At 62.1% G+C, this 22857-nt stretch carries 22 protein-coding genes and 1 tRNA gene; 15 read left to right on the top strand and 8 right to left on the bottom strand.

Going from position 1 to position 22857, the window contains the following annotated elements:
* The first annotated feature begins 47 nt into the window (after positions 1–47).
* The 3 genes from AB1495_RS07905 (at position 48) to AB1495_RS07915 (ending at position 4553) form a co-directional block, all read left to right on the top strand.
* On the top strand, positions 48–1628 hold the full coding sequence (locus tag AB1495_RS07905) for a lysine--tRNA ligase (protein WP_009826010.1): 1581 nt from the start codon (positions 48–50) through the stop codon (positions 1626–1628).
* A 62-nt stretch (positions 1629–1690) separates the two neighbouring features.
* Positions 1691–2104: a DUF4864 domain-containing protein gene (locus tag AB1495_RS07910; protein WP_037943207.1), complete on the top strand. Its 414-nt coding sequence runs from the start codon at positions 1691–1693 to the stop codon at positions 2102–2104.
* Between the two features lie 160 nt (positions 2105–2264).
* A complete protein-coding gene (locus AB1495_RS07915) occupies positions 2265–4553 on the top strand; it encodes a glycosyl hydrolase family 28-related protein (RefSeq protein ID WP_074635978.1) in 2289 nt (762 codons plus the stop codon).
* Here the strand turns inward: AB1495_RS07915 and AB1495_RS07920 are convergent.
* Positions 4550–5224, bottom strand: a complete 675-nt coding sequence (locus AB1495_RS07920; RefSeq protein ID WP_074635976.1) for a hypothetical protein — start codon at positions 5222–5224, stop codon at positions 4550–4552. The genes AB1495_RS07915 and AB1495_RS07920 overlap by 4 nt on opposite strands.
* A gap of 125 nt (positions 5225–5349) precedes the next feature.
* Positions 5350–5535 carry a PLDc N-terminal domain-containing protein gene (locus AB1495_RS07925; RefSeq protein WP_005851419.1) on the bottom strand — a complete coding sequence of 62 codons (186 nt, stop codon included), beginning with the start codon at positions 5533–5535 and terminating at the stop codon, positions 5350–5352.
* A gap of 155 nt (positions 5536–5690) precedes the next feature.
* Here AB1495_RS07925 and AB1495_RS07930 point away from each other — a divergent pair, with 155 nt between their 5' ends.
* Complete coding sequence (locus AB1495_RS07930; protein ID WP_074635974.1) at positions 5691–5969, top strand: hypothetical protein; 279 nt, start codon at positions 5691–5693, stop codon at positions 5967–5969.
* Positions 5970–6042: 73 nt separating this feature from the next.
* Here AB1495_RS07930 and AB1495_RS07935 read toward each other — a convergent pair whose 3' ends face one another.
* Positions 6043–6297 (bottom strand): hypothetical protein, encoded by a 255-nt coding sequence (locus AB1495_RS07935; protein ID WP_005851424.1) that lies wholly within the window; start codon positions 6295–6297, stop codon positions 6043–6045.
* Between the two features lie 167 nt (positions 6298–6464).
* On the opposite strand from AB1495_RS07935, the gene AB1495_RS07940 reads away from it, so the two are divergent.
* Positions 6465–6650 carry a DUF3008 family protein gene (locus tag AB1495_RS07940; protein ID WP_074635972.1) on the top strand — a complete coding sequence of 62 codons (186 nt, stop codon included), beginning with the start codon at positions 6465–6467 and terminating at the stop codon, positions 6648–6650.
* Between the two features lie 9 nt (positions 6651–6659).
* On the opposite strand, the gene uvrB is transcribed toward AB1495_RS07940, so the two are convergent.
* Together uvrB and AB1495_RS07950 are read right to left on the bottom strand one after the other, a co-directional pair.
* Positions 6660–8876 (bottom strand): excinuclease ABC subunit UvrB, encoded by a 2217-nt coding sequence (uvrB, locus tag AB1495_RS07945; protein WP_074635969.1) that lies wholly within the window; start codon positions 8874–8876, stop codon positions 6660–6662.
* Positions 8877–8976: 100 nt separating this feature from the next.
* Positions 8977–9261, bottom strand: a complete 285-nt coding sequence (locus tag AB1495_RS07950) for an antifreeze protein (RefSeq protein WP_074635967.1) — start codon at positions 9259–9261, stop codon at positions 8977–8979.
* Positions 9262–9401: 140 nt separating this feature from the next.
* Between AB1495_RS07950 and AB1495_RS07955 the strand changes: the two genes are divergently transcribed.
* The 7 genes from AB1495_RS07955 (at position 9402) to AB1495_RS07985 (ending at position 16470) form a co-directional block, all read left to right on the top strand.
* Positions 9402–9713, top strand: coding sequence for an ETC complex I subunit (locus tag AB1495_RS07955; RefSeq protein WP_005851432.1), 312 nt, complete (start codon positions 9402–9404; stop codon positions 9711–9713).
* A gap of 130 nt (positions 9714–9843) precedes the next feature.
* The gene (locus AB1495_RS07960; RefSeq protein ID WP_005851434.1) at positions 9844–10770 is read left to right on the top strand and encodes an MYG1 family protein; all 927 of its coding nucleotides are present in this window, start codon (positions 9844–9846) and stop codon (positions 10768–10770) included.
* 105 nt (positions 10771–10875) lie between these two features.
* The gene (gene selA / locus AB1495_RS07965) at positions 10876–12267 is read left to right on the top strand and encodes an L-seryl-tRNA(Sec) selenium transferase (RefSeq protein WP_074635965.1); all 1392 of its coding nucleotides are present in this window, start codon (positions 10876–10878) and stop codon (positions 12265–12267) included.
* Positions 12264–14135 carry a selenocysteine-specific translation elongation factor gene (gene selB / locus AB1495_RS07970; protein ID WP_074635963.1) on the top strand — a complete coding sequence of 624 codons (1872 nt, stop codon included), beginning with the start codon at positions 12264–12266 and terminating at the stop codon, positions 14133–14135. The genes selA and selB overlap by 4 nt, the downstream gene beginning before the upstream one ends.
* 41 nt (positions 14136–14176) lie before the next feature.
* Positions 14177–14271 (top strand) — tRNA-Sec (locus tag AB1495_RS07975).
* A gap of 63 nt (positions 14272–14334) precedes the next feature.
* Positions 14335–15924, top strand: a complete 1590-nt coding sequence (locus AB1495_RS07980; protein ID WP_074635962.1) for a TlpA disulfide reductase family protein — start codon at positions 14335–14337, stop codon at positions 15922–15924.
* Between the two features lie 24 nt (positions 15925–15948).
* Positions 15949–16470 (top strand): UGSC family (seleno)protein, encoded by a 522-nt coding sequence (locus tag AB1495_RS07985; protein ID WP_258182285.1) that lies wholly within the window; start codon positions 15949–15951, stop codon positions 16468–16470.
* 86 nt (positions 16471–16556) lie between these two features.
* Here the strand turns inward: AB1495_RS07985 and nagA are convergent, their stop codons facing one another.
* Both nagA and AB1495_RS07995 read right to left on the bottom strand, forming a co-directional pair.
* Positions 16557–17687 carry an N-acetylglucosamine-6-phosphate deacetylase gene (gene nagA / locus AB1495_RS07990; RefSeq protein WP_074635960.1) on the bottom strand — a complete coding sequence of 377 codons (1131 nt, stop codon included), beginning with the start codon at positions 17685–17687 and terminating at the stop codon, positions 16557–16559.
* Entirely contained in the window at positions 17684–18559 is an 876-nt protein-coding gene (locus tag AB1495_RS07995; protein WP_005851462.1) for a BadF/BadG/BcrA/BcrD ATPase family protein, read from the bottom strand. Before AB1495_RS07995 ends, nagA begins: the two co-directional genes overlap by 4 nt.
* 169 nt (positions 18560–18728) lie before the next feature.
* On the opposite strand from AB1495_RS07995, the gene edd reads away from it, so the two are divergent.
* Both edd and eda read left to right on the top strand, forming a co-directional pair.
* Positions 18729–20531 carry a phosphogluconate dehydratase gene (gene edd / locus AB1495_RS08000; protein WP_039911764.1) on the top strand — a complete coding sequence of 601 codons (1803 nt, stop codon included), beginning with the start codon at positions 18729–18731 and terminating at the stop codon, positions 20529–20531.
* Between the two features lie 21 nt (positions 20532–20552).
* The gene (eda, locus tag AB1495_RS08005) at positions 20553–21200 is read left to right on the top strand and encodes a bifunctional 4-hydroxy-2-oxoglutarate aldolase/2-dehydro-3-deoxy-phosphogluconate aldolase (RefSeq protein WP_074635956.1); all 648 of its coding nucleotides are present in this window, start codon (positions 20553–20555) and stop codon (positions 21198–21200) included.
* On the opposite strand, the gene AB1495_RS08010 is transcribed toward eda, so the two are convergent.
* Entirely contained in the window at positions 21197–21721 is a 525-nt protein-coding gene (locus AB1495_RS08010; RefSeq protein ID WP_174226595.1) for a winged helix DNA-binding protein, read from the bottom strand. The two genes, eda and AB1495_RS08010, sit on opposite strands and share 4 nt — an antisense overlap.
* A 184-nt stretch (positions 21722–21905) precedes the next feature.
* Between AB1495_RS08010 and AB1495_RS08015 the strand changes: the two genes are divergently transcribed.
* On the top strand, positions 21906–22823 hold the full coding sequence (locus AB1495_RS08015) for a lipid A-modifier LpxR family protein (protein WP_074635954.1): 918 nt from the start codon (positions 21906–21908) through the stop codon (positions 22821–22823).
* Positions 22824–22857: the final 34 nt, after the last annotated feature.

Consider the following 22857-nt stretch of genomic DNA (forward strand, 5'->3'; position numbering starts at 1 on the left):
CTGCCTGCGCGCATTGGGTGCGGGGTGAAAATGATGGAATTGATGACATGTCGCAGATGCGTGAAGCAGCCCTAACCAGTAAAGCGTGGCCGTTCGAGGAAGCACGTCGGGTGTTGAAACGCTATGCAAACAAGGCCCCCGAGAAGGGGTACGTCTTGTTCGAGACCGGCTATGGCCCGTCGGGTCTGCCGCATATCGGGACCTTCGGCGAAGTTGCGCGCACGACGATGATCCGCCGCGCATTTGAGCAGATCAGCGACATTCCGACGCGGCTGGTGTGCTTTTCGGACGATCTGGACGGGATGCGCAAAGTGCCGGGTAACGTGCCCGACCCCGCCGCATTGGAAGAACATCTGCAGCGCCCGCTGACATCGGTGCCCGATCCTTTCGGCAAATACGACAGCTTTGGCGCGCATAACAACGCCATGCTGCGGCGTTTTCTGGATACCTTCGGGTTCGAGTACGAGTTTATCTCGGCCACGGAATTCTACGGCTCCGGCAAGTTCGACGAGGTGCTTTTGCGCGCTGCTGAAAAATATGACGAGATTATGGAAGTGATGCTCAAGTCGCTGCGCGAGGAGCGTCGGCAGACCTATTCGATCTTCCTGCCGATCCACCCTGAAACAGGGCGGGTGATGTATGTGCCGATGAAAGCGGTCAACGCCAAGGAAGGCACGATCACCTTCGACGATGAAGACGGCACCGAAATGACTCTGCCGCTGACCGGCGGCAATGTGAAGTTGCAGTGGAAGCCCGACTTTGGTGCCCGTTGGGCCGCCCTTGATGTCGACTTTGAGATGTACGGCAAGGATCACAGCACCAACACGCCGATCTATGACAAGATCTGCCGTATTCTGGGCAACCGCCCACCCGAGCATTTTACCTACGAGCTGTTCTTGGATCAGGACGGGCACAAGATCTCCAAGTCTTCGGGCAATGGTCTGACCATCGACGAATGGCTGACCTATGCCAGCGCGGAATCGCTGTCGTATTTCATGTACCTCAAGCCCAAGACGGCCAAGCGCATGTATTTCGACGTGATCCCCAAGGCGGTCGACGAATACCACCAGCAGCTGCGCGCCTATGAAACGCAGGACGACAAGGGCAAGCTGAATAACCCCGTTTGGCATATCCACGGGGGCGATGTGCCCAAGTCGGATATGGTTGTGCCCTTCTCGATGTTGCTGAACCTCGCGTCGGTCTCCTCGGCCGAGGACAAGTCGCAACTGTGGGGCTTTATCCAGCGGTATGCGCCGGATGCGACGCCCGAAGGCAACCCCGGTATGGATGCGGCGGCCGAGCATGCGGTGCGCTATTACAATGATTTCGTGAAACCCGCCAAAGTGTTCCGCGCCCCCTCCGAGCTGGAGCGGGAAGCCCTGGAAGACCTGCGGGACCAGCTGAAGACATGGGACGGCGGGCTGGATGCCGAGGCGTTGCAGACGATGGTTTTCGCCGTCGGGAAAGAGCGTTTCGACCCGCTGCGCGACTGGTTCACCGCGCTTTACGAAGTGTTGCTGGGCGCCAGCCAAGGTCCGCGTTTCGGCGGGTTCATCGCGCTGTATGGCGTGGATGAAACGGTCGCGCTGATCGACGATGCGTTGGCAGGCAAGCTGACCACGGCGTGAAACTATTGCCCTATGATGTGCGTGGCTTAGGTTAAGTTCAACACATCATAGGGAGCATTCTCATGCGTGGCGCGGTTCTTTCGGCCTTTTTCGGGATGGTTTTGACCTTTGCGACGGCGCTTGGTGCCACGGCGCAGCAGGCGGATATCGAAAGCACGATCAGCGGCCAGTTCGAGGCTTTCAAAGCAGATGATTTCGAGGGTGCCTTCGCTTATGCGAGCCCCAATCTGCAGATGATGTTTCAGTCTTCGGAAAATTTTAAACGTATGGTGACCACGGGCTATCCGATGGTCTGGAAACACGCCGAGGTGCGGTTTCTGGACCTGCGCGAGATCGCTGGTGCGCAGTGGCAGAAGGTGCAGGTCACGGACCTGAAAGGATTTACCTATTTGCTGGATTATCAGATGGTTGAGACGCCCGAGGGCTGGCGTATTGCCGCCGTTCAACTGCTGGATGCGCCAAGCGTTTCTGCCTGACAGGCGCGACATCTTTGGCACGCTCATGTGACCGTTTGCGGCGTACGCTGCGGTTAGGCGTGGTTAACCCTTTGTGCATAAATCTTTCCCCCTGCCGGCCAAGCGCCGGAGTTTTGCAATTCATGGGGGGCGACATCGCAACCCGACGAAGGGGATGACGATGAACAAGGCAATCACAGACGGTCTGCTGCTGACACCTGCGGCATTTGCACAGGGCTTGGATGTGTATTCAAGCGGGGATGGCACGGCGGGGTCTGATACCTATGCCAATGCCATAAATGCGGCGTTTATCCCTGCGGATCAGGACTTTGGCGGGGCGCTTGAGCTGATAAAGACGCAATCCACGCAAAAGCTGCGATATATGGGGCAAACGCCACTTTTGCCGGGGTGTTACTTGCGGATTACGGCGCGGGTGAAGGCGATCAGTGGGAATCTGCCGTCGGTGCGGATCGCGGGGTATCCGGCGCTTGGCAATGGCAGCCGCGCGGGCGGGCTGGTGGAGGCCGGTCCGGAGGTGACGCTGACCAGCTATGGCGAGGTGGTCGAGATCAGCGCGATTGTCGGGTCGGGGCTGCGCGGCGGGGTCGATATGGTCTGGGGTAACGCGCCGGTCTATGGGCATTTCGGGCTGGACCTGACGGGGCAGAATGGCGGGGTCGTTCGCATTGACGATTTGCAGATCGAGGATGTGACGGGCGTCTTTCTGCGCGACATGCTGGCACAGGTGGATGTGCGGGACTATGGCGCGGTGGGGGATGGCAGCACCGATGATACGGCGGCCTTTGTGGCGGCGAATGCGGATGCGCAGGGGCGCAGCGTGTTGATCCCGCGCGGGACGTATCTGCTGAACGGGGACGTGACCTTTGACGCGCCGACGCGGTTTGAAGGGAGGGTGATCATGCCCGCCAGCGCGATCCTGCTTTTGCGCCGCAACTTTGATCTGCCGAACTATATCGAGGCTTTCGGGAATGAAGAGATCGCCTTTCGCAAGGCGTTTCAGGCGTTGCTGAACAATGCGGATCATGAATCGCTGGATCTGGGCGGGCGCAAGGTCAACGTGACTGGTCCGATCGATATGCAGGCCGCGACGCCCGAACGCAGCAGCTATGCCACGCGGCGGGTGATCCGCAACGGCCAGTTTGAAGCGGCCACGAATGGCGATTGGGATACGGTCACGATGACCTCGCAAGCTAGCTATTCGCCCTCGGATGCGCGCAAGCTGACAAATGTGGTGAATGTGGCGAATGTGCCTGTGGGGGCGTTGATCACGGGCAATGGGGTCGGGCGCGAGATCTATGTGCGCGCCAAGAACGTCGCCACGCAAGAGATTACCCTGAACGCGCCTTTGTATGATGCGGCGGGGACGCAGAATTTTACCTTTACGCGGTTCCAGTATCTGCTGGATTTCAGCAACTACAGCCAGCTGAGCAAATTCGTTCTGGATGACATCGAATTCCAGTGCAACAACGTGGCCAGTGCCATCAACCTTGCGCCATCAGGGACGATTTTCCATGTGCGGGACTGCTTTATCTCGCGCCCGAAGGATCGCGGGATCACGTCGATCGGCGGTGGCTGTCAGGGGATGTTCGTGGACCGTTGCCAGTTCCTGTCCGCCGAGGATGCGCTGGACGTGCCGGACCGGACCACGATCGCGATCAACTGCAACGCCAATGACGTCAAGATTCGCGACAACCGTGCCACGCGCTTTCGCCATTTTGCGCTGCTGGCGGGGCAGAATAATATCGTCACGGGGAACCACTTCTTTCAGGGGGATACGGTCAAGAACGGCGTCCGCTCTGCCGGGTTGATCCTTGCGGCGCAGCACACGGCGAGCGTGGTCAGCGGGAACTATATCGACAATTGCTTTGTCGAATGGACCAACGAACAAGACCCGGCGCCGGACTACAGCAGCGAGTATTCTTTCAGCTCCCTGTCGATCAGCGGTAATATCTTTCTGTCGGGCGAGGTGGCCCCGTGGTTCAGCTATATCGTGATCAAGCCTCATGGGGCGGGTCATGTGATCAATGGGCTGACGATCAACGACAACCGCTTCCGCAGCATCAACGGGTTCATTGATCGGGTCGAACGGATCGATACAAGCTTTGCCGATATGGATTTCTCGCGCATGCGCAATATCGAGATGACGGGAAACTCGTTCCACGGCATCCATAATCCGGTATCGAACCCGGTGCAGGTTGAACATACCGAAGCCAGTCTGGCCAAGACCTGGGTGGTGGATATTGCCGACCGCTTTCCGTTCGGCGGGTGGGCGATTGCGGTGGATAGCATCACGATGGACGGGCCGGTGCGCAACGGATCGAATGTGGCGCAATACAGCGTGCCCTATGTGCTGACGGATCAGGGGGCGGATCGTGATCTGCTGCATCTGGTCTGGAGCACCAGCGTCAAAGGATCGATCTTTATGCAGGCGCGCATGGATAAACGCTAGAACTCGCGCCAGAGCGAGAGTTTTAGCGCGGGGTTGGAGGTGTCGTTGATCAACGTCTCTGCCCCGATCTGGAAGCGGATATCGGGGCGGCTTTTCAGCGGGCGCATGACGATAGAGGGCGCGACAGAGGTGGCGCTGGCGACAGAGGTCGAGGCATAGTAGATTTGCAGCATCCCAGAAAACCGGTCGCCGAAGTTGATGCCTATGGTGCTGTCGACTTTGGCGAGATGCTCTTGCAGGTAGATGTCCCACGCGAGGGAGCTGTCGATGGTCACCCAGCCGTGTTTCTGCCCCAGCGTATAGCCGCGGCCCCAAGACAGCCCCGCTTTGACATTGGGATAGACCGCATCCCCCACCCATGCCGCGCCGAACCCCAGCTCCGCCGACCAGACGTTAGGGCGGTCGCGACGGCCTAAGGGGCGGCGCAGGAAAACCGACGCAAATCCCGATTGCAGGCCGATGGAACTGGCGAGAAAGCCGACCTCTGCCCCCAGGGTCAGGTCGTCGCGCACGCCATATTCCATGAAGGTGCTTTCCGAAATGTCGTAGCTGCGCGTGACGTTTACCGTGGTGGAGGTAAATCCCGTGCCCTTTTCGCGCAGCCACGCGCCGCCCTGTGCAGGGGTGGGAAGCTGCAGTAAGCTAAGCAGAAGGAACGGCCAGTAGCGCATGGGGTACCCTTTCGGCGGGTAGCTTGGCGCGTCATGCTTAACAAATTACTTACAGACCTTTGGGGCAGCATGCGAAAAGGCCCGCAGCAATGCTACGGGCCTTTGTCAAATGGTGTGTGCGTCGCTTAGACGTTGACGCTGCCGCCGCGTGGGCCAGCGATCAGCCATACGATAAAGCCGACGACCGGGAAGATCAGGACGCCGAGAATCCAGAGGATTTTCGCAAGCCCCGAAGCGCCGGAGGTGAAGATTTGATAGATCGCGTAGATGTCTGCGATCAGGATAATGAGTCCGAGAAGGCCGAATTCCATTGTAAAGCTCCTGGGTTGTAATCTGCATTACTGTCTGGGGTCACAACTTCCCGCGTGGCCCAGATGTTCCCGAAATTGTTACTGGAACCATTTCCCGCTTCGCCGAGTTGCCCTTGCATCGCCTAGAACGGCAAGTGAATTTGGAAGGAAATACTATGAAGACCTCTACCGCAGTAATCGCAGGCCTTGCCGCAATTCTGGTCATCGCATTTGCGATCTTTTTCATCGATATCGATCAGACTGAAGAAGGGTCGCTGCCGGATGTTGATGTGTCCGTTGAAGGCGGCAATCTGCCCGAGTTTGACGCGCAGACCGGTTCGGTTTCCGTGACTGAAGAAGAGGTCGACGTTGAAGTTCCGGACGTTGAAGTGACCACCGAAGAGAAAACGATCACCGTCCCCGGTATTGAGGTTACTCCGCCCGCAGGTGACTGATATCGTTTGATGGTTTGAACGCAGAAAGCGCCCTCTGATTTGGTCAGGGGGCGCTTTTGTTATGGGACAGGGCTTAGTTGCGGGTCAGTTTGGTCGCGGGTTTCGCACCGTTGTCGCCGTCGGAGGCGAAGGTCAGCGTGACCTTATCGCCGGCCATCAGATCGGACGGGACAAGGGTTTTGGCATCCAGCGTCCAGGATGATTTGTCTTGTAGGACGATGATATTGGCAAGGCGGTCATAGGCAAGGATCGTGCCGGTTGTCTCATCGGCAAAGGCGGGGGCAGAGAGGGCGGTCAGGCCCAGTGTAGCAAGGGCGATCAGGCGCATTTGGGATCCTCCGGATAAAGCGCAGACTCCGAATGTGGGGTGGGTGCGGGTGCAAAGCAATCACCTTGCAACGGGCGCATGAAAATAATTTTGCGCCAAGCCGTAGCAGGGGAACTGCGGGCGGTTGGACGGGTTGTGCCGCTACATCCAACTGACAGGAGACAGCGATGAAAGCCCAATCGAAAGCCCAACAACGCGCCGCCGGTGCAGCCCTGTCTGCCAAGCGGGGCGAGACGAAGGTCAAGGAACTGCAAGGCGCGTCGAAAGATATGTACGACAGCATGTCAGAGGACGAGCTGGAGGAGATGGCCTCGACCGACCATGACGGGTTGCCGGACGAGGTGGATGACTAGGCGCGCCGCCTAGCGTTTTTTGCCGCTGTAGCGGGATTTGCCGCCGCGCATCCCGCCGCGACCGCCGGTTGATCGGCCCGACGCCTTTTGCGCGTCGTCGACGGCTTTTTCGACAGCGTACTGTCGCGCCATCGGATCGTCGGCGATGGCCAGATCGACGGACTCGAGCCGCTTGACCTCGTCGCGCAGGCGTGCGGCTTCTTCGAATTCGAGGTTCTCGGCCGCTTTGCGCATATCGGTGCGCAGCGCGTCGAGCACGGTTTGCAGGTTGCCGCCCGCGAGCGGGTTGTCGATCTTGGCCGTGACGCGGCTCATGTCCACATCGCCTTTGTAGAGACCGGCGAGGATATCATCGACATTCTTCTTGACCGTTGTCGGCGTGATCCCGTGTTCTTCGTTATAGGCCAGCTGCTTGGCGCGACGGCGGTCGGTTTCGCCAATCGCACGCTCCATCGAGCCGGTGATCCGGTCGGCGTACATGATCACGCGACCTTCGGCGTTCCGCGCGGCCCGACCGATGGTCTGGATCAACGAGGTCTCCGAGCGCAGGAACCCTTCCTTATCCGCATCGAGAATCGCCACCAGCCCACATTCGGGAATGTCCAAGCCTTCGCGCAGAAGGTTGATCCCGATCAGCACGTCAAAAGCGCCAAGCCGCAGGTCGCGCAGGATTTCGATGCGTTCGATCGTGTCGATATCGCTGTGCATGTAGCGCACGCGGATGCCCTGTTCGTGCATGTATTCGGTCAGGTCTTCGGCCATGCGTTTGGTCAGAACGGTGCAAAGCGTGCGATAGCCGTCGGCGGCGACCTTGCGCACTTCGTCCAGCAGATCGTCGACCTGCATCTCGACAGGGCGAATCTCGATCTTGGGGTCGATCAGGCCGGTGGGGCGAATGATCTGTTCGGTAAAGACACCGCCGGATTGTTCGATTTCCCACGCGGCGGGGGTGGCCGAGACAAAGACCGACTGCGGGCGCATAGCATCCCATTCCTCGAACTTAAGCGGGCGGTTGTCCATACAGGAGGGCAGGCGGAACCCGTGTTCGGCCAGCGTGAATTTGCGTCGGTAGTCGCCTTTATACATGCCGCCGATCTGCGGCACGGAGACGTGGCTTTCGTCCGCAAAGACAATTGCGTTGTCGGGGATGAATTCAAACAGCGTGGGGGGCGGTTCGCCCGGCGCGCGGCCCGTGAGATAGCGCGAATAGTTTTCGATCCCGTTGCAGACGCCGGTGGCTTCAAGCATCTCGATGTCGAAGTTGCAGCGTTGCTCAAGCCGTTGCGCTTCCAGCAGTTTTCCTTCGGCGACAAGCTGGTCCAGCCGCATCCGCAGCTCTTTCTTGATGCCGATCACCGCTTGGTTCATCGTTGGTTTCGGCGTCACATAGTGGCTGTTGGCGTAGACGCGGATTTGGTCGAAGCTACCAGTTTTCTCGCCCGTAAGAGGGTCGAATTCAGTGATGCTTTCCAGCTCTTCGCCAAAGAAAGACAGACGCCATGCGCGGTCCTCAAGGTGGGCGGGAAAGATTTCAAGGCTGTCGCCGCGTACGCGGAAAGTGCCACGCTGAAAGGCGGCGTCATTGCGTTTATACGCCTGTGCGATCAGGTCCGCGATCACTTGGCGTTGGTCGTAGTTGTTACCGGTCTTTAAGTCCTGCGTCATCGCGCCATAGGTCTCGACCGAGCCGATACCGTAGATGCACGATACCGACGCGATGATGATCACGTCATCGCGTTCCAGCAGCGCCCGCGTGGCAGAGTGGCGCATCCGGTCGATCTGTTCGTTGATCTGGCTTTCCTTCTCGATGAAGGTATCGGACCGCGCGACATAGGCTTCGGGCTGGTAGTAGTCGTAGTATGAGACGAAATATTCCACGGCGTTGTCGGGGAAGAACCCTTTGAATTCGCCGTAAAGCTGCGCCGCTAGCGTCTTGTTCGGCGCGAGGATGATCGCGGGGCGCTGCGTTTCCTCGATCACCTTGGCCATCGTGAACGTCTTGCCCGTCCCCGTGGCCCCCAAAAGCACCTGATCGCGTTCGCCTGACCGCACCCCTTCGGACAGTTCCTTGATCGCCGTGGGCTGGTCGCCTGCGGGTTCGAATTCGGTCGCCAGCTTGAACTTCTTGCCGCCCTCGAGCTTGGGGCGTTCGCGCACGTTGGGCGCGGGATTGGCAAGATAGGCGTCTTTGCGCTCGGGCAGGCTGTCAGAGTGGGCGTAGGCCATAACATCGTCCTTTGGGGGTGTTCCCTAAGGTGTCATGTTTTCGCGCGGGTTCAAGGGGCGGAGCTTTGCGCGACGCGCATATGTCGCTTTCGTCGCAGGCTTATTTACTCAGTCGTTTACGATTGGCGCGGACCTTTTTGCTGACCGGGACCATCGCGGCCGAGAAAATCTGGTCGGGCGTGCCCCCGGCAAAGGCGGCTTTGGTGGCCGCCTGATAGGCTTTGGCCATGGCGGGGCCTTTTTCATTGACCATGCGGGCGTTCTCTCCGCGGGTCTGGGGAAGGGCACCGGCCATCCCCAAAAGCCTAAGTGTCATAACGGCTTGGGTGTCGATCATCAGCTTGGCGAGGTTGGCATTGAGCGTCATCAGGGTCAGGGGGTTCATGAGAGGTGCTCCGATTGCATGAAGTCAGTCTATGCTGCGCCGCAGCATATGTAACGCGAATTCGGCACAAATCACTGTGATGCCTTGATCCTTGGCCGTATTTGGCTGATAAACCGCCTGATCACAGCGGAGATTCAGCTATGCGCGCGCGTATTTATCAGCCTTCCCGAACTGCCATGTCCTCTGGCACGGCCAAAACCCGTGTCTGGTTGCTGGAATTCGACCCAGAGCACGCGCGCGAGATTGACCCGTTGATGGGCTGGACCTCGTCGAAGGACACGCAAACGCAGGTGCGTTTGCAGTTCGCCACCAAGGAAGAAGCGGTGGAATACGCCCGCGATCACAACATCGACGCGCTGGTGCAAGACCCCAACAAACGCCGCGCAAATGTCCGCGCCGGCGGCTATGGCGAGAATTTCGCCACAGGGCGCCGCGGGGCCTGGACGCATTAACTCTTTCTACGTTTTCTTATGCTAGGCCCGTGACGGGCGGTGTGAGCGATACATATTCACAGGGCGGCCCCTCGCACGGTCGCCCGTTTTCATTTCGACCTGCTGAACAAATGCGCAAAGGTACAGAAACATGACGATCACCCAACTCGTGACCCACTCAGGCGGTTTTCATGCGGATGAACTCCTATCCTCTGTCATCCTGACGCGGCTGTTTCCCGACGCCACGGTGCTGCGCAGCCGCGACAAGGCGCTGATCACACCGGCCGAGGGGCGCATCATCTACGACGTGGGCGGTGACTTTGATGCCGAAGCAGGGATTTTCGATCACCATCAACGTCCCAATCCGCTGCGTGAAGACGGGCAGCCCTATAGCTCTTTCGGGCTGATCTGGGCGCATTACGGGCATGATTATCTGCGCGCGCTCGACGTGCCCGAGGCGGATGTGAATGCCATCCACGACAGTTTCGATCGCGGGTTTGTTCTGCCGATCGACCTGCTGGACAATGGTGCCGTCAACGCGTCAGAGGCGGGGCCGCTGTTTGCCGGTCTGACCTTGCCCGCGCTGTTGGAAAGCCTGAAACCCGTCTTCGATGACCGCGAGGAAGGCGTGGACGACCGCGCCTTTGCCGCCGCCTTGCCCATTGCGCGCGCCTTTGTCGAAGCGTCGATCCGTCGCAAAGCCGCCAAGTTCCGCGCCGAAGCGATGGTCATGACCGCCATTGATGCCGCGGGCGAGGGGCATGTGCTGGACCTGCCCATGGGCATGCCGTTTCGCGGGGCCGTGGTGAAGGCGGGGGCGGATCATCTGCTGTTCGTCATCCACCCGCGCGGCGAGGAATGGACGCTGACAACGATCCGGTCGGGGGATGATACGTTCGAGAACCGCGCTGATCTTCCGGTCGCTTGGGCGGGTCAAAAAGACGCCGCGCTTGAGGAAGCATCAGGCGTCAAAGGGGCAAAGTTCTGCCACAACGGCCGCTTTATCGCCGTCGCCGATAGCCGCGAGGCGATTTTGCAGATGGCCGACATCGCGGTGAAGGAAGCGCTGGCAGCGTAACCCGCGCTGCGGGCCTTTTGGTCGCCTGCCTTTGGCCTGCGTTCCGGCTTGCCCCCGTGGCCCGCGCGATTACACTGCGCGTTCAGCCATCGGGGGGCGTGACGCGTGAACAGCCAGCTTAGACATTTGCCACAGATCGATACGCTGTTGCAGCAACCGCATGTGGCGTCTTTGGTTGCGACCTACAGCCACGACGAGGTGCGCCGCGCCCTGCGCGAAACGCTCGACCAGATGCGCCGCGATATTCGGGGCGGCGGGGTGGTCGATTTGCCCGATTACGCCGGTGAACCCTTTGCCCAAAGCCTTGTCGACCGGATAAAGGCAGCCCGCCAGCCGAACCTTCGCCCTGTCATCAATGCCACGGGTATCATCATCCACACCAATCTGGGCCGCGCCCGTCTTGCCCCCGAGGCGCTGCAGGCGATGGACCAGATCGGTGCGCGGCCTTCGAACCTTGAGCTGAACCTGAAAACCGGAAAGCGCGGGTCGCGCTATGACCATGCCGAGGCGCTGATCTGTCAGTTGACGGGCGCAGAGGCGGCGCTGATCGTGAACAACTGCGCCGCGGCGGTGGTCTTGGCCCTGATGGGCACCGCCGCGGGGCGCAAGGTGATCGCCTCGCGCGGGGAGCTGATCGAGATTGGCGGGTCTTTCCGTCTGCCCGATGTGATCGCGCAAAGCGGTGCAGAGCTGAAAGAGGTGGGTGCCACGAATAAAACGCGGCTTAGCGATTATGCCGATGCGGTGGACGAGGATACGGCGGTTCTGTTGAAAAGCCACACCAGCAACTTTCGCATTGTGGGCTTCACCTCTGCCCCGTCCCGCAATGATTTGGCGCAACTGGCGGCGGAGCGGGATCTGATCCTGATGGAGGATCTGGGCAGCGGCGTGCTGATTGACCTTGCCCCCTTTGGGCTGCGCGACGAACCCGTGGTGGCGGATATCCTCAAGGCGGGTGTCGATCTGGTCATGTTCTCGGGCGACAAGCTGCTTGGTGGGCCGCAGGCGGGGATCATCGCGGGACGGGCGGATATTATCGCGGGGCTGCGCAAGCACCCGTTGCTGCGGGCTTTGCGCATCGACAAGCTGTCGCTTGCCGCGCTCGAGGCGACCTTGCGTCTTTACCTGCCGCCCCATGATCCGCTGGCGCGGGTGCCGGTCTTGCGCGCGCTCTCGCAGCCTTTGGCAGAGGTAGAGGCGCGAGCGCAAAGGCTCGCGGGTTCCCTCGTTGCGGTGAAGGGGGTGGATGTTGAGGTGATGGCGTCAGCCGCCTATGTCGGCGGCGGGTCGCTGCCGCAGCAGGACTTGGACAGTTTCAGTGTTGTCGTGGCCTCTGCCGCGCTGTCTGCTGAAACCCTTGCGGATCGTTTACGGGGCGGGGTGGTACCCATTGTCGGGCGTATCCATCAGGGCAAGCTGTGGCTGGACATGCGCACGGTAATGGATGACGAACTACCCGATATCGTCGCGGCGCTGGGCGCGATCGCCGCCACATGACATCCGCCTGCGTGATCGTGATCGGCCATGTGGATCATGGCAAGACGGCGCTGGTGCGCGCGCTCACGGGGATGGAGACGGACCGGCTGGCCGAGGAAAAAGCGCGTGGCCTGTCGATCGCGCTGGGGTTTGCCCATTGCGAGATGGCGGGTGGGACGCTCGACCTGATTGACGCGCCCGGGCACGAGGATTTCATCCGCACCATGGTGTCGGGTGCCAGCGGCGCGCAGGGCGCGATGCTGGTCGTCTCGGCGGTGGAGGGCGTCGCGGCGCAAACGCGCGAGCATTTGCAGATCGCAAGACTGTTGCAGGTGCCCGTGGCGGTGGTCGCGGTGACCAAGGTGGATTTGATCCCCGAGGCAGCATTGCCCGCCCGTCTGGCGGAAATTGCGGATACCCTTGCCGCGCAAGGCGTTACCGGGGCCGAATTGGTGCCCTGTTCGGCCCCGGCCGCTGGCGGGACGGACCATCTGCGGCAGGTCTTGGCGCGGCGGTTCAACGCTTTGCCCGCGCGGGCCGCGCCGATGGGGGCGTTCCTGCCGGTGGACCGCGCGTTCACACTGGCGGGACGCGGAACGGTGGTGACGGGCACGCTGCTTGGCGGCGCGTTGGCGGTTGGCGAAGCGTTGACCGTGCAGCCAAGCGGTGCGGCCACGGTGGTACGTGGCCTGCAAGCACGCGGCGCGGCGCGGGAGAGGGTCACGGCGGGCGAGCGGGTCGCGGTGAACCTGCGCGGTATCGCGCTCGAGGATATTACTCGCGGTGATGTGATCTGTACGGGCGGGCAGGGGGCGACGCTTTGTATGGATGTGTGGTTGACCGTCTCTGATACGGCACCGCGACCGGTCAAACATATGCAGGATTTGCGCGTGCTGTGGGGCACGGCGCATGAGGTCGCGACCCTGCGGCTGATGGGCGGTGGCCAGATCGCGCCGGGGGGCGCGGGGCTGGGGCAGCTGCGCTTCAAACGCCCCGTGGTGGCGTTCGCGGGGCAGGCGGCGGTGTTGCGTCAGCTTTCCCCTGCGGCGACGCTGGCGGGCGCGGTGATCCTTGACCCGCAGGCCACGGCAGTCGGGGCGGGCGACAGACGTCGGTTGGCGGTGATGCAGGCGGCACAGCAGCAGGATGGAACCGCGCTTGCCGCAGCGCTTTGTGCGCAGGGGCGCGGGGTGGCGCTGTGGTCTGATCTTGTCCGGTTGGCGCGCTGCGATGCGACGGCTGCGCTGCCCACGGGCGTTGTGCGGTTATCACCGGAACATATCGCGCTGGCCGACGACCTCGCCACGGTGCAAACGGCGGTGGTGGCGACTTTGCAGCGCTTTCATACCGACCACCCGATCAAGCAAGGGGCGGCGCTTTCGATGCTGCAACGGGTGACGCCGCTGCGGGGTTTGGTGCCTTTCGCCCAAGCCGAATTGGTTAGGGGCGGAGAGGTTGTTTTGCGCGACGGTTTGGTCAGTCTCGCACGGCATGACCCCTTTGCAGCGCTTGCTCCGCAACAGCTTGCCCGCCTGACGGAGATCGAAGAGAGTATGCGCGCAGGCGGCACCTCCCCCCCTGATGTGCGGCAGTTCGATGCGCCTGAGGACGCGGATCTGATCGCGCTGATGGTGGCGCAGGGGCGGTTGGTGTCCTTGGCGAATATCGCGCTGAAACAGCAGGTCGTGTTTCACGCGGCGACCATCGGCCAAGCGCAGCGGAGCCTTGCGGCAATCTTCCCCCTGCCCACGGCCTTTACCACCAGCGAGGCGCGCACCGCTTTGGGCACCAGCCGCAAGTTCATCGTGCCGCTGCTTGAGCATCTGGATGCGCTTGGTATGACGCTGCGCGATGGTGACACGCGGCAGATCGCGCCGCAGGCGCATTAGGCTTTCGCTTGCCCTGCGGCAGGGCTACGGTATGGCAATGCGGAGACGACCGGAGTCTGGTGGCTTCCCTGGTCTTCAAAACCATGGACGCGTCGATACGGCGTGTGGTGGGTTCGATTCCCATCCGTCTCCGCCAAGCTGTCTGGACATGCCTGACGATCCCCCACAGTATGCAGCGGCATACTTGGGAGGGGGCGACATGAGTGATCGGAAACCGGAATTTACCCTGACGGATCTGCAAGGGGCGGCCCATCATTTTGACGGCACGGGCCCTGCGCTGGTCTGTTTCGTGAAAGAGGATTGCGAGACCTGCAATATCGCGGGGCCGGTCCTGCAGGCGCTGTCGCAGGCCTATGGCGATGCGGTGCGGTTTCTGGTGCCGGGGCAATCCGGCGAGAAGAACGGCGAATTCGCGCAGCGCCACGGGCTGACCATGCCGGTGCTTGAGGATGCGGGCTGCAAGACCTCGTTCGACTGGGATTTCGAGATCGTACCCGCGCTCTACTGGATTGATGAAAGCGGCGCTGTCGTGACCCACTTTGAAGGCTTCGTGCGCGATGACTGGCAGGCATTGTCCGACCAGATGGCCCGTGCGACGGGCAAAGCTGCGGCGCAGATCGATTGGGACAGCCTGCCCGCCTGGCGTCCGGGATGCGGGTCGAAACACTTTGACCCCGAGGTCTACGACGCGCTGCGGGCAGAGGCCGAAGGCAGCCGTCTGCGCGCCCGCAAGGTAGAGGTCGCCAGCGGCGATGACATGGCGGAATTCATGTTCGATCAGGGGTTCTCGGACGGGTTGCCCTTGGTGCCGCCGACGCCCGAACGGGTGATCCGCATGCTAGAGGGGACGCATCGTGATCCGCAGGATGTGATTGCCACGGTGCCGCCAAACATGGGCATCGCCACGGTCGAAAAGATCGCGATCAACGCGGTGATGGCGGGGTGTAAGCCTGAATATCTGCCCGTGGTGATCGCAGCCGTCGAAGCTGTCTGCACGGATGAATTCAACGTCCACGGGGTCACTGCCACGACGATGGGCGCGGCGACGGTCATGGTCGTGAACGGGCCGATCGTGGACAAGATCGGGCTGAACGGCGGCTTGGGCGCTTTGGGCGCGGGGAACCGTGCCAATGCCACCATCGGGCGCGCGCTTCGGCTGATCATCCGCAATGTCGGCGGGGCGACCACGGGCGGGGTCGAACGGTCGGTCCTGGGTAATCCGATGAAATACACCATGTGCTTTGCGGAGAACGAGGCGGCCTCGCCGTGGGAGCCGCTGCATGTGGAGCGCGGGTTCGAGGCGGAAGATTCGGTCGTGACCGTCTTTGCCATGACGGGCGGGCCGGTGCATCTGGTGGACCAGACCTCGCGCAGGCCGGACCAGATCGCGGGGTCGTTGGGGCAGGGGCTTGAAGGGGTGTTCCTGCCGAAGATGCACAACCTGCCGATTGACGCGCTGCTGGTGGTCTGCCCCGAGCATATCCAGACGCTGACCGTCGATGGCCCCTATTCCAAGGACAGGCTGCGTGACCGTATCCAAGAGGTCACGGCGCGCCCCTTGTCGGAGATGGTGCAGGATGACCATTCGGGCGCGGGTATCCCCGTGGCGGACGCCGAACGCATGGGGTCGGAAAAACTGGCGCAGTTGGCCCCTAAATTTGCGAGCAAGGAATATATCCATATCGTCGTGGCCGGTGGCGATGCGGGCAAATTCTCGTCCGCGTTCCACGGGTGGGCCACGGGCGAAGTGGGGTCGATTTCCGTTTCCAGAAAGATCGATCTAGGCTAGCTTTCACAGCAGAGGAGGACGTGAATGACAATAATTCTTGACCCGACGGACGAACGTGTCCCCGTCGCGCGTCAGATCAGCGAACGGTCCGGTTCGGTGCAGGGGGTTGTCGGGCTGCTGAACATCAGCAAGCCGCGCGGCAATATCCTGCTGGATGAACTGGACAGGTTGTTGACCGAAAACGCACCCGGCGTTGAGATCCGGCATTATACCAAGCCGACTTTCGCCAAACCGTGCCCCGACACGCTGCGCCACCAGATCCGCGATGAATGCGACTTTCTGGTCGAAGGGCTGGCGGACTGAGGATCATGTACCACGTGCAGTATGCACGATACAGTCTGGTTTGAAATCCAGGGGATCCCGTCCGTTTCCATCGCTTCAAGCGTGTTTGGCCAAGCCGCTGAAACGCAGCGCAAGGCCTTAGGCATGGAGGGCGCGCGCTATGTGCTGGTGCCGCATCCTATTCAGGATGCCACGGACGACGAAATGCGCGCCAAGGCGCGTGAGGCGTTCGACCAGATCATCGGGGCGTTGCGCGACGCGTGACTGACGCAAAAGACATAGACGTAAAAGACATAGGGCGGCGCGGGAAACCTGCGCCGCCTTTTTCGTGGGCGCGGGGTGGGCGGGCGTTACAGCTCGGTCAGCCAGTGCAGTTCTGACAGGTCGTCGTTGATCCAGATCATCGCATCGACGCTATTGGTTTCGGGTGGGTGCGCCAGCAGTTGCGCAGGGATTACTGTGGCACGGGCCAGCGCCCGCTCTAACGGCTCGCCCACGGTGTTGTGCATATAGCGCACGGCTTGCAGCAGGGTCAGGTCGGCCCCGGCCAGCGTTCCGTCGGCCAGCGTCAACCGTCCGTCGCGGCGCAGGATCTCGCGGTCGTTCAGGGTGAAGCTTGTGATATCAGAGCCGCCAGTCGCCATGGCGTCGGTCACCAGAAACACCTCTGCCGCGCCGCGATTGGCGGCAAGTGCGGCGCGGATCATGGCCGGATGGACATGCACCCCGTCGGCAATCAGGCCGGATGCCACGCGCGGATGATCAAGCGCCGCCCCCACCAGCCCCGGACTGCGCGCGTTGGCCTGGCTCATGGCGTTGAACAGATGCGTCGCCATGCGGGCACCAGCGTCAAAGGCGCGCATGGCGGTGTCATAGTCGCAATCGCTATGGCCCAGCGACACCAGCACGCCCGCCTGCGTCAGCGCCGCGATCTGATCGGGTGTGGCGTTTTCGGGGGCGAGGGTCATCATCAGGTTCGGGACCCGGGCCACGGCATCGGTCAGCATCGCCATATCATCGTCAGACAGGGGGCGGATCAGGCTGCCGTCATGGGCACCTTTGCGGGCAACGCTCAGATGCGGCCCTTCAAGGTGGAGCCCCGCAATACCGGGCATACCGAGGTGCAACGCCTCTGCCACGGCGGCGATGGCGGCGCGACTATGGGCGGGCGTGTCGGTGATTAACGTGGGAAGAAATGCACGGGTGCCAAGCCGTCGGTGCGCGGCGGCCATCGTGCGCAGCGTGTCCAGATCGGGCGCGCTATTGAGCATCGCGCCGCCCCCGCCGTTCACTTGCAGATCCACAAACCCGGGGGAGAAGATGCCCCCGTTGAGCCTCCGGGTTTTGGCCCCCGTCGGCAGCGCGGTCAGGGGCGTGATCCGCGGGATGCCGTCGGGGTGCACCACAAGCGCGTGACCGGTCAGCAGATCGTGCCCGTCAAAAATGCGCGCGCCGGTATAGGCGGTGAGCGGTGCGGTCATGCCCGCGCGGCGCGCAGGGCCAGTGCGACGGCCCCATCCAGTGCACGGCCCTTGGTTTCGACCAGATGGGCGGTCTGCGTGTCGGGCAGATAGGCGGCGTAATGGGGGCCGACGCCGCCGGTCAGGCACAGCGGGCCGCCGGGTTGATGGTCGAGCGCGATCAGGGCGCGGGTCAGGTAATCGGCCCCGCTTGCCATCAGCGCCCGTCCGATGCTGTCGCCCGCCGCGGCGGCCTGTACCACATCGGGGGCAAGGGTAGCGAAATCGCCGGGCCGCGCCTTGAGGCTGAACTGCACGATGCCCGCGCCACCGCCGAATTTATCCAGCATTTGCTGCGACAGCGGGCTGGCGGGGGTGATCCCGTCGACGACGAGCAAGGTCTGCTCCAGCACGCCATGCCCCAGCCACGCGCCCGACGCCTGATCCGAGACCTGATAACACCAGCCGCCGATACAGGTCTGCACGCCGGCCTTTTGGCGGCCCACGATGGTGCCGGTGCCAAGGGCGATCAGGTGGCAGTCCTGCTCTCCGACGGCGCCGACGATGGTGGTGGTGGTGTCTTCGGTCACGACGGATTTGGCAAAGGGCAGACCCGCCTGCACGCGTGGGCCCATTTCCGGCCCCGTGTATCCCGCAAGCCCCAGGTGCGCCACGGCACGGGGCATGTCGGCGACATCCAGACCGGCGCTCTCTATCGCGTTGCGCGTCGCGGTCAGCACGCTGTCGATCGCGGTGGCGCAATCGGTGCTGACATTCGCCCGCCCGCCTTTGCCTTCGGCAAGGATACGGCCATCGGGGGTGGCAACAGCGGCGCGGCAACCGGTGCCGCCTCCGTCAACGCCGATCAGGAAAGGAGGGTCTATTTGTGTCATCCGAATTGTTTAGGGCACCTGTTTTGGCGGGGAAAGACAATTTTCGCCATTCGTTTTACCCATGGTCGCAACGGGTTTGCAAATGGCACATGCGCGTGATAAGTTAGCGCTAACATACTCACGTCTTTGTAGGAAGGCCCTTAGGCCCGCCCACGTCACGAAGGAAAGCATGATGTTGAACGATACCGTAGCCCGTGTCACCGACCGGATCATCGAACGCAGCGCGCCAAGCCGGGGGGCCTATCTGGCGCGGATGCGCCGCGCCGCCGAGGAAGGGCCGGCGCGGGCGCATCTTTCGTGCAGCGGGCAGGCGCATGCCTATGCCGGTGCGGGGCAGGACCAAGCCGCGCTGGCGACGCAATCGGCGGGCAATATCGGGATTATCACGACTTATAATGACATGCTCTCGGCGCACCAGCCGTTCGAACGCTTTCCGACCCTGATCCGCGACACCGCGCGCGCGGCGGGCGGGACGGCACAGGTTGCAGGCGGCGTACCTGCCATGTGTGACGGCGTGACCCAAGGCACCCCGGGGATGGAGCTGAGCCTGTTCTCGCGTGACATCATCGCCATGGCGGCGGGCGTCGGGCTGAGCCACAACACATTTGATTCCGCGATCTATCTGGGGGTCTGTGACAAGATCGTACCCGGTCTGGTGATCGCGGCGCAGGCTTTCGGGCATCTGCCGGCGGTGTTCCTGCCTGCGGGGCCGATGACCTCGGGTATCTCCAACGACGAGAAAGCGATCGTGCGCCAGAAATTCGCCGCAGGCGAGGCCACGCGCGAAGAGCTGATGGCCTCGGAGATGGCGGCCTACCACGGGCCGGGCACCTGCACTTTCTATGGCACCGCCAACACCAACCAGATGTTGATGGAGTTTATGGGCCTGCACCTGCCCGGCGCGTCCTTTGTGAACCCCAATACTCCCCTGCGTGATGCGCTGACCGTTGCGGGGACGCAGCGGGCGCTGGCGATCAGCCATCTGGGCAATGAATACACACCCGTTTGCGATGTGCTGGACGAAAAAGCCTATGTGAACGGCATCGTCGGCCTGCATGCGACGGGCGGGTCGACCAACCTGCTGATCCACCTTGTCGCGATGGCGCGGGCCGGTGGGATCGTGCTGGACTGGCAGGATTTCTCGGATCTTGCCGATGTCACGCCGCTGCTGGCGCGGGTCTATCCGAACGGCTTGGCCGATGTGAACCACTTCCACGCGGCGGGAGGCTTGGGATTTATGATCGGGCAGCTCATGGCGGGCGGCTTGCTGCATGACGAGGTCAAGACCATCGCGGGCGACGGGCTGTCGCGCTATACCCAAGACCCCAAGCTCAAGGATGGCGCCGTCGAATGGGTCGCAGGCCCGACCGAGACGCTGAACGAAAAGATCGTGCGCCCCATTGGCGATCCGTTCCAGCCCACCGGCGGGTTGAAACGTCTGGCGGGGAACCTTGGCAATGCGGTCACCAAAGTCTCTGCCGTGAAGCCGGAGCATCACATCGTCGAAGCCCCGATCCGCGTGTTCCATGACCAAGAAAGCGTGAAAGACGCCTATCGCAATGGTGAGTTCAACGAGGATGTCATCGTCGTCGTGCGTTTTCAGGGGCCCAAGGCCAACGGCATGCCCGAATTGCACAGCCTGACGCCGGTGCTGGCGAACCTGCAGGCGCGCGGGCTGAAGGTGGCGCTGGTCACCGACGGGCGTATGTCCGGTGCCTCGGGCAAGGTATTGAGCGCGATCCACGTGTGTCCCGAAGCGGTGGACGGCGGGCCGATTGCACGTTTGCAAGACGGTGATATCGTGCGCGTCGACGCCCGCGACGGGCAGCTGACGGTCCTGACCCCCGGCGCGATGGAGCGCCCGGTTGCCACGGCTGATCTGTCGGGCAATGAATACGGGCAGGGGCGCGAGCTGTTTGCCACTTTCCGCAACACGGTTGGCGCGGCTGATACCGGCGCCAGCAGCATTTGAACCTGACCAGAGGAAGATCCGATGACCCCGCAAGACGCCAGCGCCGCTGCCTATGCCATCTGTAAACGTGCCCCCATCGTGCCGGTCCTGGTCGTGCATGACGCGCTGCACGCCCGCCCCCTGGCCGAAGCTTTGGTCGCAGGCGGATTGCCCGCGCTAGAGGTGACGCTGCGCACCGATGCCGCGCTTGAGGTGATTGCCGAGATGGCCAAAGTCGAAGGCGGCGTTGTCGGGGCGGGCACGTTGCTGACCCCCGATGATGTCAAACGTGCGGTGGATGCGGGCGCGACCTTTGGTGTGTCGCCCGGTGCCACGGATAAACTGCTGCAAGCGGCCGAAGATCTGGGCCTGCCGATGTTGCCCGGTGCCGCCACCGCGTCAGAGGCGATGCGTCTTTATGAACGCGGCTATGATATGCTCAAGTTCTTCCCCGCTGAAGCTGCGGGTGGGGCGCCCTTCCTGAAATCGCTGTCCTCGCCGCTGCCTCAGGTGCGGTTCTGCCCCACGGGCGGCGTGATCCCTGCCAATGCGGAAAGCTACCTGTCGCTGCCCAATGTGGTTTGCGCGGGCGGCAGCTGGGTCGCGCCGGACAATCTGATGCGCAAGGGCGATTGGGCAGCGATCACCGAACTGGCCCGCGCCGCCAGTACCCTAGGCAGCCGCGGCTAAAGCGACGCCGCCGCGCGACTGGCCTGATCATACTGACCCGAGATCGCGCGTAGCTGCGCCGCGATCTCGCGCAGGTCGTCGCCTTTGATATCGGTGCGCCCCATGCTGTCGATCAGGCAGGTGTTGCGCACCGCGCGGTAGGTCTCTATCAGCTCGGCCCCGCTGGCGGAGGTGCGATAGAACACCTCCTTTCCGCGTTTCTCGGCCTCTAGCAGGCCGGATTTCAGCAGTTTGCGCAGCGCGTAGTTCACCGTATGCGTATCTTCGATGTTCAGCAGAAAGCAGATGTCCGTCAGCCGTTTTTCACGGTCGCGGTGGTTGGTGTTGTGCAGCACCAGAATTTCCAGCGGGGTCAGGTCGGCATTGCCCGCCGCCGCCATGCAGCGCGACATCCAGCGCGAGAAGGCGTTGTAGGCGATGATCATCCCGTATTCGAGCTCGGACGCCTCCCATCCTTCGCCCTCGGCAAGGTGACGGGACGAGACGATACGGCGGGACGGGTGCGATTTTGGGTCTGACATCAGTGCCTCAAGGCTGGTTTTCACTGTCGTTATGTTAGCGAATTGTCGGTATCGCGCAATCCGTCTGTGCGCCAAGGACACGCCCGCCTAAGAAAAATGTACCAAGGATAGCGCGACGCGGCAGGGCGCGGTAGCAAAGGGGCAACGGGTGCCGACCCTTACAGCCATTGCGATAGGAGTGACGATGCTGCGATTTCTTGTGCCGGTATTGGCCGCGCTTTTGCTTTTGCCCGTGGGTGCGCAGGCGACAGAGCGGGAGCGCCTTGGCTATGGCCGTCTGATTTCCAATGATTCCATCGGAGAGTTTCGCGACCGCGAGCGGACGGGTGCCTATGTATCGTCCCGCGTCTGGGGGCCTGAGTGGACGGGGCGCTTGCCCGACCGCTTTGGGCAGTTGATCGAGCTGCGTTTGGGGGTAGAGGTATTCTCCCCCGCGAACCTGCGTCGCCCGCAAGCCGGATCGCGCCCCTGGGCCGGTGCCCTGTCCGTCGGGATGCACACCCATTTCGAACGCGATGCTGTGGAATATTCGGTCGGGGCGGCGATCTACGCCACCGGCCCGCAGACCCATCTGGATGATCTGCAACGGGGCATTCACGACATCATCGACGCGACCTCGCCCTCTGATCGGGTGTTGGATAACCAGATCGAAGACGGCTTTCACCCCACGGTTCTGGTCGAGATCGGGCGCAGCTTTCCGATTGGCGCGCGGACAAGCCTGCGCCCCTTTGTCGAAGGGCAGGGGGGGATAGAGACATTCGTTCGCGCGGGCTTTGACCTGACCTTTGGCGACATCACACGCGGGGAAATGTTGGTACGCGACAGCACCACCGGCCAGCGTTACCGCGTGGTGCAGAACCGCGAAGCGACGGGCTTTGGCTTTGTCGTTGGGGCCGATATCGCGCGCGTCAGCGACAGCGTGTTCCTGCCGTCGGATCGTGGCTATGACCTGACCCCGCGCCGTGATCGTGTGCGTGCCGGGGTGCATTGGCAGGGCAGGCGGGCCTCGGCGTTCTATGGTCTGACGTGGCTAGGCAAGGAATACGAGACGCAGCCCGATCACCAGCTTGTCGGCTCTGTACGCATCAAGATCGACTTCTGACGCGCAGGCACCGTGCATAGGGTGATTCGTTCTT

Source organism: Sulfitobacter pontiacus (assembly GCF_040790665.1).
Lineage (GTDB): Bacteria > Pseudomonadota > Alphaproteobacteria > Rhodobacterales > Rhodobacteraceae > Sulfitobacter > Sulfitobacter pontiacus.